The 14,233-nt window shown below is 73.7% G+C and carries 10 protein-coding genes; 7 read left to right on the plus strand and 3 right to left on the minus strand.

Annotated elements, in window-relative coordinates; all coding sequences use genetic code 11:
- Positions 1–138 precede the first annotated feature (138 nt).
- Positions 139–1,845 (plus strand): ABC transporter family substrate-binding protein, encoded by a 1,707-nt coding sequence (locus ACZ4W5_RS04665; protein ID WP_360240780.1) that lies wholly within the window; start codon positions 139–141, stop codon positions 1,843–1,845.
- A 487-nt stretch (positions 1,846–2,332) separates the two neighbouring features.
- A complete protein-coding gene (locus ACZ4W5_RS04670; RefSeq protein ID WP_360240783.1) occupies positions 2,333–3,547 on the plus strand; it encodes a low temperature requirement protein A in 1,215 nt (404 codons plus the stop codon).
- 158 nt (positions 3,548–3,705) lie between these two features.
- Here the strand turns inward: ACZ4W5_RS04670 and ACZ4W5_RS04675 are convergent, their stop codons facing one another.
- Entirely contained in the window at positions 3,706–4,680 is a 975-nt protein-coding gene (locus ACZ4W5_RS04675) for a LysR family transcriptional regulator (RefSeq protein ID WP_360240786.1), read from the minus strand.
- Positions 4,681–4,963: 283 nt separating this feature from the next.
- On the opposite strand from ACZ4W5_RS04675, the gene snpA (ACZ4W5_RS04680) reads away from it, so the two are divergent.
- The 4 genes from snpA (ACZ4W5_RS04680) to ACZ4W5_RS04695 all read left to right on the plus strand — a co-directional run bounded on the left by snpA (ACZ4W5_RS04680) (position 4,964) and on the right by ACZ4W5_RS04695 (position 9,631).
- The gene (gene snpA, locus ACZ4W5_RS04680) at positions 4,964–5,617 is read left to right on the plus strand and encodes a snapalysin (RefSeq protein ID WP_360240789.1); all 654 of its coding nucleotides are present in this window, start codon (positions 4,964–4,966) and stop codon (positions 5,615–5,617) included.
- A gap of 332 nt (positions 5,618–5,949) precedes the next feature.
- Positions 5,950–6,573 (plus strand): snapalysin, encoded by a 624-nt coding sequence (gene snpA / locus ACZ4W5_RS04685; RefSeq protein WP_402485819.1) that lies wholly within the window; start codon positions 5,950–5,952, stop codon positions 6,571–6,573.
- 145 nt (positions 6,574–6,718) lie between these two features.
- Positions 6,719–7,378: a pentapeptide repeat-containing protein gene (locus ACZ4W5_RS04690; protein WP_465652809.1), complete on the plus strand. Its 660-nt coding sequence runs from the start codon at positions 6,719–6,721 to the stop codon at positions 7,376–7,378.
- 192 nt (positions 7,379–7,570) lie between these two features.
- Positions 7,571–9,631, plus strand: coding sequence for a phosphocholine-specific phospholipase C (locus ACZ4W5_RS04695; RefSeq protein WP_465652811.1), 2,061 nt, complete (start codon positions 7,571–7,573; stop codon positions 9,629–9,631).
- 10 nt (positions 9,632–9,641) lie between these two features.
- Here the strand turns inward: ACZ4W5_RS04695 and ACZ4W5_RS04700 are convergent, their stop codons facing one another.
- Positions 9,642–10,421 carry a phosphoribosyl-dephospho-CoA transferase MdcG domain-containing protein gene (locus ACZ4W5_RS04700; protein WP_465652813.1) on the minus strand — a complete coding sequence of 260 codons (780 nt, stop codon included), beginning with the start codon at positions 10,419–10,421 and terminating at the stop codon, positions 9,642–9,644.
- 140 nt (positions 10,422–10,561) lie between these two features.
- Here ACZ4W5_RS04700 and ACZ4W5_RS04705 point away from each other — a divergent pair, with 140 nt between their 5' ends.
- Positions 10,562–10,774 carry a hypothetical protein gene (locus tag ACZ4W5_RS04705; protein WP_402485807.1) on the plus strand — a complete coding sequence of 71 codons (213 nt, stop codon included), beginning with the start codon at positions 10,562–10,564 and terminating at the stop codon, positions 10,772–10,774.
- 59 nt (positions 10,775–10,833) lie between these two features.
- On the opposite strand, the gene ACZ4W5_RS04710 is transcribed toward ACZ4W5_RS04705, so the two are convergent.
- Positions 10,834–14,043 carry a S41 family peptidase gene (locus ACZ4W5_RS04710; protein ID WP_465652816.1) on the minus strand — a complete coding sequence of 1,070 codons (3,210 nt, stop codon included), beginning with the start codon at positions 14,041–14,043 and terminating at the stop codon, positions 10,834–10,836.
- Positions 14,044–14,233: the final 190 nt, after the last annotated feature.

Consider the following 14,233-nt stretch of genomic DNA (forward strand, 5'->3'; position numbering starts at 1 on the left):
CTGTTACGTTCCTCTGGCTCGGTGCCGGATTGAGTGCCCATGCTCAAGCCCGGTCATGCCTCGTACGGCCCAACTCGTGTCACGAACCGGACCCGTGGCGCGCGCCCGACGCCTGCCATCGACCCCAGGGGGACCCTCATGGACGCTTCCAGCACGGCCCGTCGCCTCGGCCGGACGGCCGTTCTCGCCGTCGCCGTCGCGCTGGCGGTCACCGCGTGCACCTCGGGCGGGGGCGGCTCGGCCGACAACGTGGCCAAGAGCGAGCCGCCGAGACAGGACTCCCAGGACATCAACGCCAAGCCGCTGGACCAGATCAAGGACGGCGGCGAGGTGCGCTTCCAGCTGGACCAGTGGATCACCCAGTGGAACCCGCTCCAGGTGGACGGCGGTGCGTACACCGACACGGTGAACCTCATCCGCGCCGTGGAGCCGACCCTGTTCGGCACCGACGCCTCCGGCACCTTCCAGCCGAACCCGAACTACCTGGTGGAGGCCAAGGTCACCTCGACCTCGCCGCAGGTGGTGACCTACAAGCTGAACCCCAAGGCCAAGTGGTCGGACGGCAAGCCGCTCAGCTACCTGGACTTCAAGGCGGACTGGCAGACCAGCAACGGCAAGGACCCGGCGTACAACATCGCCGACCCGTCCGGCTACGAGCTGATCTCCGCGGTCGAGCAGGGCGCGGACCCGACCGAGGTGAAGGTCACCTTCGCCCAGCCGTACGCGGACTGGCAGAACCTGTTCCGCCCGCTGATCCCGGCGGCCGCCATCTCGACCCCGGACGACTTCAACAAGGGCTGGGTGGAGAAGATCCCGGTCACCGCGGGCGCGTTCAAGATCGGGACGGCGGACAAGACCGCGCAGACCCTCAGCCTGGTCCCGGACCCGGCCTGGTGGGGGACCAAGCCCAAGCTGGACAAGATCACCTTCCGGGTGATGGACAAGTCGGCGAGCATCCAGGCCTACCTCAACAACGAGATCGACCTCGCCTCGGCCAGCACCGCCGCCGCGTACGGGCAGCTCAAGAACGCCAAGGACACCGTGATCCGCTCCGCCAGCCCGTGGGACGAGGTGCACATCTCCTTCGGCGGCAACGGCGCCCTGGCGGACCAGAAGGTCCGGCAGGCGCTCGGCAGGGCGCTCGACCGCTCGGCGCTGATCAAGATCGCCAACAACGGGGTGCCGGTCGAGTTCAAGCCGCTCGGCAACCACATCATCATGCCCAACCAGGCCGGCTACCAGGACAACTCCGGCGACTGGGCCAAGTTCGACCTGGCCGCCGCCAAGAAGGGGCTGGACGAGGCCGGTTGGAAGGAGACCGGCAGCGGTCAACCGCGGACCAAGGACGGGAAGCCGCTGGAACTGCACTGGGTGCTCAGCGACGGTACCGCGCAGGCGCAGCTCGACCTCGCCACCGCGGCGGCGGCGATGTGGCAGGCGGCCGGGGTCAAGGTCGACCTGGACAAGGTGGCCGCCAACGACTTCTTCTCCAAGTACGTGACCCCGGGCAAGTTCGACCTGGCGAGCTGGCGCAACACCGACTCCTTCCCGAACTCCAAGAGCCTGACCAACTTCCGCCTGCCGGTGGGCGACAACTCCTTCCAGAACCCGTCCCGCCTGGGCAGCCAGGAGATCGACGACCTGCTGAAGAAGGCGGCCGGGACGGTCGACCCGGTGGAGGCCGCGAAGCTCTACAACCAGGCGGACGCGAAGATCTGGGAGCTCGGCCACACCGTCGAGCTCTACCAGCGGCCCGCCGTGGTGGCGACCCGCAAGGGACTCGCCAACTACGGGGCCTTCGGCCTCGCCCAGGAGGACTACACCAAGGTCGGCTGGGAGAAGTGACCCCGGCCGCCGCGGCGGCGCGGGCGACCGCACGGCAGGCGCTGGCGAGCAGCGCGGTGATCACGAGGCCGGTGGTGCGGACACGGGTGGGTCGGCTTCGCCGCCCCCGCTGTCCTGCCACCGGCCTTGACCTTCCGCGTTGCCCGCAGGCCACCCGTGTCGTGGGGCCCCGCGAGGGGCCCGTGCTCGCTTCCAACCGGGGACGAATCTAGCGGGGCCGCCGGGCCGGTCGCGGCGCAGCGCGCGGGGCGCGCCCGGAAACCCGCCGTGCTGTCACCCAGTTCGCGCACCGGAGCGTCAACTCTCGCTGACGGCAAGGAGAAAAGGGGTATACCGGGGCATCGCGCCCGGGTTCGAACGGAGTTGCCGCACCGGCGCACGCGCCCGCGCCGGTGCGTGCGTCGGACCCCGGCCACTGCCAGGATGCGCGGGACGGCGGGCCCAGCCGGGCCGCCTCCGCCCCGCCCCGACCCCCGGAGCAGCACCGATGGCCAGTGACCACGCCGCCGAGGCACCCCGAGCCCCGCACGTCGACCCGCCCCCGGTGCGCCGGATGGTCCCGCGCGACCGCGCCGAGCCGCACCGGGTCGCCACCCCGCTGGAACTCTTCTTCGACCTCTGCTTCGTGGTCGCGGTCGGCCAGGCCGGTCGCGAACTCGCCCACTCCCTCGCCGCCGGGCACTACGGTGAGGGCCTGCGCGGCTACGTGATCGCCTTCTTCGCGATCTGGTGGGCCTGGATGAACTTCACCTGGTTCGCCTCCGCGTACGACTGCGACGACGTGCCGTACCGGGTCACCACCCTGGTGCAGATCGCCGGCGTGCTGATCCTGGCCGCCGGGGTGCCGAGGATCTTCGAGACCCAGGACCTGACGCTGGGGATCACCGGCTACGTGGTGATGCGCCTGGCCATGGTCAGCCAGTGGCTGCGCGCGGCGGCCGGGGAGCAGGGCGAGGCGCGCACGGTCGCGCTGCGCTACGCGGCGGGGATCGCGCTCTGCCAGGCCGCCTGGGTGGTGGTGCTGTTCCTGCCGGACGCCGCCCGGCCGGTGATCATCCCGATCGGCGTGCTGTGCGAGCTCGCCGTGCCGGTGGTCGCCGAACGGCGGGCGCAGACCTCCTGGCACCCGCACCACATCGCCGAGCGGTACGGGCTGTTCACCCTGATCGTGCTCGGCGAGACGGTGGCCGCCGCGACCGTGGCGGTGCAGTCGGCGGTGGACGAGCACGAGGGGCTGGGCCGGCTGGTGCCGGTGGCGGTCGGCGGGCTGCTGATCTGCTTCGCGGCCTGGTGGATCTACTTCGCCCGGCCGGTCCACGACCACCTGCGCTCCAACCGGCAGGCCTTCGCCTGGGGTTACGGGCACTACCTGGTGTTCGGCTCGGCGGCGGCGATCGGTGCCGGACTGGAGGTGGCGGTGGAGTCGGCCGCGCACAAGGCGGAGATCTCCGAGACGGCCGCCACCGCGACGGTCACCGTGCCGACCGCCGTCTACCTGGCCACCGTCTGGTACCTGCACTCCCGGCACACCAAGCGCGGGCTGGTCGCCCAGTCGATGGCGCCGCTCGCGGCGGTGCTGGTGCTGGCCTGCACCGCGTTCGGCGGCTCGGGGGTGCTGGCGGCGGGCCTGGTGTGCGCGCTGATGGTCGCGGTGGGGGTGCTGATCCACAGCCGGGAGAGCCGGGTGGAGGGCGTGCGTTAGGGCGTGTCTGACAATTCGCGTCGGATCAGCGCGCGGCGTTGGGGTGCGTGCATCGCAAGGCGGAGGAGGGAGTCCATGCGGAGCATCGGCGACTGACGACAACGCGGCGAGGTGCGTGCCCCGGCGTCGCGCGCCCGGCGGGAATTGTCAGACACGCCCTAGACGCGTTCCAGCAGTACCGGCTCGTGCCGGGCCAGCCAGTCCAGGTAGGCCGGGTTGACCTTGGCCAGATCCAGGTAGGCGGCGCGGAGTTCGCCGTAGAGCGCGTCCAGGGCGGGCTGGCTGAGCACCCGGGGGCGCCAGGTGAACAGCAGCCGGACGGCCAGCGGGTCCCCGTGCACCGGGCGGACCACCGTGCCGGGCCCGGGCAGCGAGGTCGGCTGGCAGGGGCGGACGGCCTCGCCGGAGGCGACCAGCTCGGCGGCGGTGGTGTTGTCCCGCACCTGCACCACCCGGGGGTTGAGCCCGGCCTCGCTGAACACCCGCCGCATCGCGGCGTACTCGTGGTCGGCGGTCGGGTCGACCATCCAGGTGTCCTCGGCGAGGTCGGCGAGGTGGACCACCGGCCGGGCGGCGGCCGGGTGCCCGGCGGCGAGCGCGACGAACTGCGGCTCGCGGGCCATCAGCACCCGGTGCTCGGCGTCCGGCGGGACCCGCAGCGGGAAGCCCTCGCTCTCGTACACGAAGGCCACGTCCAGTTGGTCGGAGGCGACCATCCGCAGCAGCGCGCTGGCGGAGATGTCGACGTGGATGGTGGTGTCGGTGTCCGGCAGCCGCTCGTGCACCCGGCGCAGCCAGGCGGCGACGGCCCGGCTGCCGACGCTGCCGATCCGCAGCCGCCGCTGCCGGCCGGGCCCCGCGGTGTCGCGGGCCTCCTGCCGGGCGGCGGCGACCAGGGCGGCCATCTCGCTGATCACCGGCCGGGCCCGGGACAGCACCGAGTGGCCGAGTGCGGTGGGCCGGCTGCCGGTCTGCTCGCGGGTGAACAGGGTTCCGCCGATGGCCCGTTCGATGCGGTGCAGCTGGGTGGTGAGGGAGGGCTGGGTCATGCCGAGCTGGAGCGCGGCCTTGCGGAGGCTGCCGGTGTCGGCGATCGCGCACAGCACCCGGAGGTGTCTCACGTCGAGCTCCACGACGGGAGCATAGACGTCACCGAGCCACATCGCCAAGGACATGACAGGGAATCAAGCGCGCACCGACGGACCGCACGGCGGATCCCCACCGGTGCGCCGCACCGGTATGCGGCCGGACTATCGCCGGTTGACATCATCCGCGACGGGCCCGGACGGGTCGAAGCTCGGGGACACCGCACCGCCCCGGCGCCGACCGGGACGGCCCCCACCGCGCGCCGCCGCCGCACGGCCGGCCCCCACCGGCCCCGGCGGGCCGGCGCGCCGCGCGAATCCGGAGTCCCGCATGAAGCGATCCCTGCTGTCCACGACCCTGGGCCTGGCCCTCGCCGGTGTCCTGGCGCTGCCCGCCACCGCCGTCGCCGCGCCCGCCACCGCCGCGCCCGCCGCGCCGGCCGTCCACGGCCACAGCTCGTCGAGGTACGCCGGTTCGGCCCAGGAGGCTGCGAACAACCAGGCCTTCTTCCGGGCCGTGCTGGCCTCGGTGCAGGCCAAGCGGGCCGCCGACCCCGGCCTGACCACCGTCACCGTCACCTACGACGCCTCCAACGCACCCTCCTTCGCCGGCGACATCGCCAACGCCGCGCAGATCTGGAACAGCTCCGTGCACAACGTCCGGCTCCAGGAGGCGAGCGGCGGCACCGGCGACTTCTCGTACAACGAGGGCGACGACCCGAACGGCTCGTACGCCAGCACCGACGGACACGGACACGGCTACATCTTCATCGACCACCAGCAGGCCCAGCAGTACTACTCGCTCCGGATCGTCGCCCACGAGACGGGACACGTGCTCGGCCTGCCCGACGACTACTCCGGTCCGTGCAGTGAACTGATGTCGGGCCACGGCCCCGGTACGTCCTGCACCAACGCGCACCCCGACGCCAACGAGAGCGCCCAGGTCGACTCGCTCTGGGCGGACGGCGTGGCGGCGGCCAACTGACCTGCCCAGCAGGTGAGTCGGGTGCGGCGGCCCGCCCGGCCGGAAACGGGCGGCCCGCCGCATGGGTACTTCCCCGCCCCGGAGCCTAGCCGCCCCCGGAACGGAATGCCAGGGGCATGGCTAGGTCAAGACGAGGAAAAGACGGCCGGAATCCGGTAGGAGCCAGGGGTATTGGGCCGGGCTATCGGTGGTTGACATCATCCGCCGGGCCGCCGGGCTGCCCGAAGCTCTGGGGACACCCGGTCGCCAGGTGCCCCCCGAGCCGGCCCCCAACCCGGCTGCGGCACCCGGGACCGGACCCCCACGTCCAGGACCCCTTCAGGAGCCCCCACATGAAGCGATCCGTGCTGTCCGCGACCCTCGGCCTCGCCCTCGCGGCGGGTCTCGCCGTGCTGCCCACCACCGCGGCCGCCGCCGCCCCGGCCGCCCCGGCCGTCCAGGGCTACACCGCGTCGACGTACGCCGGTTCGGCCCAGGAAGCGGCCGACAACCAGGCGTTCTTCCAGGCCGTGATGGCCTCCGCCAAGGCCAAGCAGGCCGCGAACCCGGGCCTGGCCACCGTCGTGGTCACCTACGACGCCAGCTCCGCGCCGTCCTTCCGCAACCAGATCGCCAGCGCCGCGCAGATCTGGAACAGCTCGGTCAGCAACGTCCAGCTGCGGGCCGGTTCGGCCGCCGACTTCAGCTACTACGAGGGCAACGACAGCCGCGGCTCCTACGCCAGCACCGACGGGCACGGGCGCGGCTACGTCTTCCTCGACTACCAGCAGAACCGGCAGTACAACTCGGTCCGGGTGACGGCGCACGAGACCGGGCACGTGCTCGGGCTGCCGGACCACTACTCCGGCCCGTGCAGCGAGCTGATGTCGGGCGGCGGCCCCGGCACCTCCTGCACCAACCCGTACCCGAACGGCACCGAGCGCAGCCGGGTCAACTCGCTCTGGGCGCGCGGCTGACGCCACCCGCGAGCGCCCCGGCCCGGCCGCGTCCGCAGCGGCCGGGCCGGGGCGTCGCCGCGGGCGGGTGCGGCCGGACTGTCGGTACGGCGTGCGAGCATGCGGGCGAGACCCGTCCGCCCGCGATCCGAGAGGCGCCACCGCCATGCCCCGTTCCGTCCCCGAGCAGCTCGCCGACCTCCCGTACGCCGAGCTGCTGCACCCGCACACCGGCCCGCTGCGCCGCGACGAGCGGTACGACACCGCGCACTTCGACGGCGGTCAGCGCACCGACGAGTCGGGCGCCGGGGCGGCCTTCCTGGAGTGCGCCTTCACCGGGGTCGCGCTCAGCGGGGTCAAGCTGCGCCAGGCCCGGTTCAACGAGGTCTGGGTGCAGGCCGGCCGCTGGGTGGCCTGCGACCTGAGCGACACCGAGTGGCAGGACAGCTCCTTCGTCGGCGGTGTGCTGGCCGGGATCGCCGGGCACGGCTCGGCGCTGCGCCGGGTGGTGTTCCGCGGCTGCAAGCTGGAGGCGGTCAACCTGCGCGCGGCCGTGCTGCGGGACGTGGTGTTCGAGGACTGCCTGCTGCGCGACGTGGACTTCGGTGACGCGAAGCTGACCGGGGTGTCCTTCCCCGGCTCGACGCTGGAGGAGGTGCGGCTGCGCGGGGCCGTGCTGAGCAAGGTGGACCTGCGCGGGGCCGCCCGGCTCGGGCTGGCGGACGGCCACCAGGGGCTGCGCGGAGCGGTCATCAGCTCGCCCCAACTGCTGGAGCTGGCGCCGCAGTTCGCCCAGGCGCTGGGGATCGAGGTGAAGGACCGCTGACCGGACTCGAATCCTCCCTGTCGGATCAGCCTGACGTTCAGCCCGGTGTCGTTCGGTGACCCCCGGGCGAACAGTCCGACAAACCTGCTGCGCGCATCTGGTGGCCCGCTCCGGTGGCGGTGGAGACTGCTCCGCGATCGAAGGCCCCGAGTTGTGTACACAACATCGCCAGTGAAGGGACGGACCGGACTGATGGCCGAGTTGAGTCGTAGAAAGTTCGTCACGCTGTCCGGCGCCGCCGCGGCCGGCCTCGCGGTGGCCGGCGCCGGCGCCGGAGCCGAGGACGCCGCGGCCGCCTCCAGCACCACGCTCAGCACCACCGGCACCATCACCGACGTGCAGCACGTGGTGATCCTGATGCAGGAGAACCGCAGCTTCGACCACTACTTCGGCACCCTCAAGGGCGTCCGCGGCTTCGCCGACCGGGCCGCCATCCAGATCTCCGGCGGCTACAGCGTCTTCAACCAGCCGAACGGGCTGTTCGCCCGCCAGTACCCGTGGGCCTTCAACCCCTCGGGCGCCAGCGGCTCCCCGGAGACCCAGGCGCAGTGCAACGGCGACCTCTCGCACGCCTGGTCCGACCAGCACAAGGCCTGGAACGGCGGCAAGATGGACTCCTGGGTGTCCGCCAAGGGCACCGTCCGCACCCTCGGCCACCTGCAGCGCGGCGACATCCCGTTCCACTACGCGCTGGCCGACAACTGGACCATCTGCGACGCCTACCACTGCTCGGTGCTGAGCGCGACCGGCCCCAACCGCACCTACCACTGGAGCGGCACGATCGACCCGGCCGGCACCGCCGGCGGCCCCGCCTACGACGGCGGCTCCGAGTCCAACCTGCGCTGGCAGACCTACGCCGAGGCGCTGGAGGCCGCCGGCGTCAGCTGGAAGGTCTACCAGAACGCGGCCGACAACTTCGGCGACAACGCCCTCGCCTACTTCAGCCAGTTCACCGGCGCCGCGGCCGGCAGCCCGCTGGCCGTCAAGGGCATGGGCTCGGTGCCCAAGGTCACCGGCCGGACCCCGGACGACATCGCCGCCGCGATCCGCGCCGACGTGCTGAACGGCACCCTGCCGCGGGTCTCCTGGATCGTCGCCGACCAGCAGTCCTCCGAGCACCCCTACGCCACGCCCGAGGACGGCGCGCACTTCGTCCACCTGGTGATGGACGCCCTGAACGCGGACCCCAACGTCTTCAACTCCACCGTCCTGCTGATCAACTACGACGAGAACGACGGCTTCTTCGACCACGTCCCGCCGCCGGCCGCTCCCGCGGGCACCCCGGGGGAGTTCTACAACTCCACCAACATCGGCCTCGGCTTCCGGGTCCCGCTGATCGCCGTCTCCCCGTGGACCCGCGGCGGCTGGGTCAACTCCGAGACCTTCGACCACACCTCGGTGCTGCGCTTCCTGGAGGTGTGGACCGCCGCCCTCGGCACGCCCGCCACCAGCCCCAACATCAGCGCCTGGCGCCGCCAGGTCTGCGGCGACCTCACCTCGGTCTTCGACTTCGCCAACCCGGTGTACGGCATGCCCGCGCTGCCCGACACCTCGCAGACCATCGGCCTGGCCACCTGCGGCCCGCTGCCCAACCCCTCGCCCGCCGACAACGCGCTGCCCGCCCAGGAGCCCGGCACCCGCCCGGCCCGCGCCCTGCCGTACCAGCCCAACGCCAACCTGGACCACCTGGAGTTCGGCTCGGGCGGGGTGATGAAGGTCTGGATCGCGATGGCGAACACGGGCACCGCGGCGGTGAAGTCCGCGCACTTCGCGGCCTACGCCAACGCCTACCGCAGCGGCGGGCCCTGGCAGTACACCGTCGCCCCGGGCGGCAGCACCAGCGACTTCTTCAACTGCGGCACCAACTTCGGCGGCGGCCCGTACGACCTCACCGTGGTCGGCCCCAACCGCTTCCTGCGCCGCTTCAAGGGCGACGCCACCAAGGCGGGCAAGAACGCGGCCGTCACCGCCTCGTACGCGGTCGAGCCGGGCAGCGGCAAGCTCGCCGTCTACTTCAAGCTGGCCAACACCGGCAGCGCCCCGATGACCTTCACCATCACCTCCACCAACTACCGCACGGACGGGCCCTGGACGTACCAGGTCCCGGCCGGCGGCAGCGTCAGCGACTTCTTCAACGCGGTCGCCTACAGCAACGGCTGGTACGACTTCACCGTCACGGTGGACGCGGACAGCAGCTGGTCGCAGCGGTTCACCGGCCACCTGGAGACGGGCGCGCCCAGCGTCAGCGGCTGACCGTCCCGGTTCACACGTACGGGCCCCGGGGGAACCACGGATCGTGGACCTCCCGGGGCCCGTACGGCGTCAGCAGGGTGACGGTGAGCGGCCCGGCCGCGTACTCGGCGAGCTGCACCGCGCCGTAGCGGGTCTCCAGCTCGGCCTGCACCGGCACCGGCAGCTTGCTCAGCGCCCGCCGCAGGTGCAGCGCGTCCCGCCGGCTGACCGGGTGCGGGGTCCGCAGCACCAGCCGCAGCGGGCTGAGCGGGCCGACCACCGGGACCCCGGTGCCCAGTTCGTAGCCGACCGCGCCGATCGGGCCCCAGGCCAGCCGGTGGTCCGCGACCAGCCGGCCGACCTCCGGCAGCAGGGCCAGCGCGGGGAGCCCGGCGACCCGCCCGGGGGCCAGCAGCTCCTGCCGGCCGACCAGCTGCTCGGGCCGCAGCGTCCGGGCCACCGCCGCCCAGAGCGCCAGGGCGTCCAGCCGCTGCCCGGGGCGCGGGCCGCGCACGGTGACCGGGATCCAGTGCTCGGGGGCGGCCGGCCGGTCCCGGGGGCAGCGCCGCGCACGAGGGACGTCCACCGGGGCGCCGACCGGCGAGGGCGCCCGGCCGACGGTGACCCACGGGTGCGCCCGCAGCACCGTCCGGGCCCAGTCCGGCAGCTCGCCGCCGGCCGGCGGGCGCAGCGAGCCCGGGCACTGCATCAGCAGCAGGTCGTGGGTGCCGGGCAGCCGGCCGTCCAGCGCGGCCAGGGCGCCGACCCGGCGGCGCGGTCCGTCGTGCAGTTCCTCGGTCGAGTTCCTCACACCGCCACCCTCCGCCCGTCCGGAACCGCCCGGCTACGGCCCTTGGGCGCGTCGGGCCGGGACCAAAGGCTCAACGTGCGACCGCCGACTCCCGGTGTGAGAGTGGGGGACAGCCCGGTAATCCGTTCGGAGGAGGAGTCATGGGCATTCTCGACAGGATCTTCCACAGGACGCACGAGGCCACCGGCCAGGAGGCCGCCGAGCGGGCCGCGCTCGCCCACGACGAGGCCGCCGACGCGTACAGCGACGACGTCGAACGGGCCCGGCAGACGCAGGAGCGGACGGCCGCCCAGGAGGAGGCCGACCGGCGGGCCGCCGAGAACATGACGGCCGAGGGCGATCCCTGGGACTGAGGTCCGCCGCCGGGACCGCCGTTCGCTGCTGGGACCGCCGTCCGCCGCCCGGACCGCCGTCAGCGCTCGCGCGGCGGTAGCGGCGGGCGCCGCAGGTCCGGCCGGGGCGTGGACTCCGGCGGGGGCGCCGCCGCCGGGGCGTCCTCCAGCAGCTCCAGGGCCAGTTGGACGGCGGTGACCAGCTCCGGGTGGCGCCCCCGCGCCCAGTCCCGCGGGGTGCGCAGCACGTGCACGTCCGGCTCGACGCCCCGGTTCTCCACCGACCAGCCGAGCCCGCCGCTGAACCAGGAGGCGTTCTTCGGCACCGAGATCTGGGTGCCGTCGCCCAGGGTGTGCCGCCCGGTCATCCCGACCACCCCGCCCCAGGTCCGGTTGCCGATCACCGGCCCGAGGCCGAGCAGCTTGATCGCCGCGATGATCACGTCCCCGTCCGAGCTGGTGGCCTCGTCCGCGAGCGCGACCAGCGGGCCGCGCAGGGCGTGCCGGGGCCAGCGGACGGGCCGGCGGCCGCGGCTGAAATCCCAGGCGAGGACGTGCCGGGTGAGCTTCTCCAGGACGAGTTCGGAGACGTTGCCGCCGGCGTTGCCCCGCACGTCGAGGACCAGCGCGGGTTTGTCCAGTTCGCGCCGCAGGTCCCGGTTGAACTGCGCCCAGCCGGAGCCGCCGAGGTCCGGGATGTGCAGGTAGCCGCACCGGCCGTCGCTGAACTCCCGTACCAGGGAACGGCGTTTGGCCACCCAGTCCTGGTAGCGGACGGCCCGTTCGTCGGTCAGCGGGGTGACGGTGATCCGCCGCACCGGGCCGTCCGGGCCGCTGCGCAGGGCGAGTTCGACGGTGGTGCCGCCGGTGCCGGCCAGCAGGGGCAGCGGGCCGCGCACCGGGTCCACCGGGCGGCCGCCGACCTCCAGCAGTTCGTCGCCGTCCCGGACGCCCTGGGCGGCCAGCGGGGCGCGGGCGCGCGGGTCGGAGGACTCGCCGGGCAGCACCCGGTCGACCAGCCAGCGGCCGTCGGGGGCGCGGTGGGCGTTGGCGGCGAGCAGGCCGAGCGGCTGCTGGGCGAGGCCGGGGCCCTCGGCGCGCCGGGAGGGGGTGACGTAGGCGTGCGAGGTGCCGAGCTCGCCGAGGAGCTCGCGCAGCAGGTCGGCGAAGTCGTCGGGTGAGCAGACGCGGTCCAGCAGCGGCTCGTACTGGGCGACGAGGGCGGGCCAGTCCAGGCCGGACATCCGCTCGTCCCAGAACTGGTCCCGGACGATCCGGGCCGCCTCGTGGTAGGCCTGGCGCCACTCGGCGGCGGGGTGCACGGTGTGGGTGATCCGGCGCAGGTCGACGCTGGTCCCGGCGGAGGGGGCGGCCACCGGGATCACCCGCAGCGTCCCGGCCGAGTAGACCGCGATCGAGCCGCCGTCCCCGGAGACGGCGTAGCCGTCCAGCTTGTCGACCAGGGTGGTGCGGGTGCCCCGGGCCAGGTCGAAGTGCTCCAGGGAGGGGCGGCCGGAGGTGTCGTCGGGGTTGGCGAAGGTCTGCCCGAGGGTGCCGGAGATCGGCCAGCGCAGCCAGACCAGGCCGCCGCGCACCGCGTCGGTGGCCGAGTACTTGGAGGCGATCACCGGGAACTGGAGCAGCCGCTCGCCGATGCCCGCCGGGTCGACCCGGACGGTGCCGTCGCCGTCGCCGTCCCCGCGCGGGGCGGCCTCCTCGGCGGGCGCGGCGAACGGGGAGGGGGTGTCGGCGGTGAGCGGGACGAGGTACGGGCGGCAGCCGACCGGGAAGGAGAGGTCGCCGGTGTGCACGTCGTGGACGGGGTCGAAGCCGCGCCAGGACAGGAAGGCCAGGTAGCGGCCGTCCCGGGTGAACACCGGCTGCTCGTCCTCGAACCGGCCGTCGGTGACGTCGGTGGTCGGGGCGGGCGCGTCGGTGCGGGTGAGCCGGATCCGGCGCAGCGAGCGCCCGGCGGCCGGCTGGGACCAGGCGATCCAGTGCGAGTCGGGGGAGAACCGGGCGCCGGCGACCGGCCCGTCCTCGGAGGCGGCCAGCTCGCGCACCGCGCCGTCCTCGGCGGAGACCAGCAGCAGCCGGCCGTCCGAGCTGGTGGCGGCGAGCCGGGAGCCGTCGGGGGCGGCGGTGAGCTCCAGGACCCTTCCGAGCCGGCCGGCGGCGAGCACCCGGTGGCGGTGGGCCGTCGTCTCCTGGTGGCCCGGCAGCGGCATCACCTCGATCGCGTCGGCGCCCTCGGCGTCGGTGACCCAGGCCGCCTCGCCGGTGTGCCCGAGCACCACCGGCAGCCGGGTGCGCACCCCGGGGGTGTCGGCGAGGACGCGGGCCGGGCCGTCCTTGGCGGTGAGCCAGTACTGGCTGCCGCGCACGGTGATCACCCCGGCCCGGCCGGTCCGGTCGCAGGCGAGGTCCTTGACCTGGGAGGCCGCACTGACCTGGTACGGGCGGCGGCCGGCCCGGGCGCCGCCGAGCGGCACATGCAGCCGGTGCGGGGCGGGGGCGTCCAGGCCGTCCAGCAGCCAGAGGTCTCCGGCGTGCTGGTAGACGATCCGGGTGCCGTCGGTGGCGGCCTCGCGGGCGTAGTAGGAGGCGTGGTCGGTGTGCCGGCGCAGGTCGGTGCCGTCGGGGCGGCAGGAGTAGAGGTTGCCGATGCCCTCGTGGTCGGAGAGGAAGGCGATCCGCTCGCCGACCGGCATGGGGGAGGCGAGGTGTCCGGTGTGCTCGGGCAGGATCAGCTCGCCGTCCACCCAGAGCCGGCCGATCGCGCCGCCGCGGTAGCGCTTCCAGGCGGCGGGCTCGTGCGGGGCGGCGCCGGTGAGCAGGACGGTCCGGTCCCGGCTGACCTGGGCGTCGCCGACCGGGCCCCAGGGCATCCGGCGGCCGGGGGAGCCGTCGGGCGGCAGGGCGTGCGCCCAGGTGTAGTGGCCGAAGGGCTCGTGGAAGGAGGTGACGGCCAGTACCTCGCCGTTCGGCAGCCAGCCGCGCACCCGGGTGTCCTGGCTGCCCCAGTAACTGAGCCGGCGGCTCTCGCCGCCCTCGACCGGGGCGGTCCACACCTCGGGGGTCAGGCCGAGCCAGCTGGTCCAGGCGAGGGTGGTGCCGTCGGGGGAGAAGCGGGGGTGGCTGACCCGGGTGCGGTCGCAGCCGACCCGCCAGGCCCGGCCGGTGGCGGCGGCCCCGGGCTCCAGCGGGGCGATCCAGATGTCGTCCTCGGCGGTGAAGGTGAGCAGGCCGCCGTGCAGGTGGGGGTGGCGGAGGTAGCCGGGCGGGGTCACTCCTCCATCCTTCGACGGGGTGTCACCCCCGGCAACCGGAGACGGCCCTCCCGCACCGGTCTGGACCATTGACAGCGCACGGCCGGATCCACTTCAGTGGTCTAGTCCAACTTGGGTGCCAGGCCGGGCCGTTCCCCCCACTGGCGCGTGCTCCGGCGTGCCCTCGGACGTCCCCCACGACCGCGCCACC

This window comes from Kitasatospora sp. NPDC029367, assembly GCF_055569135.1.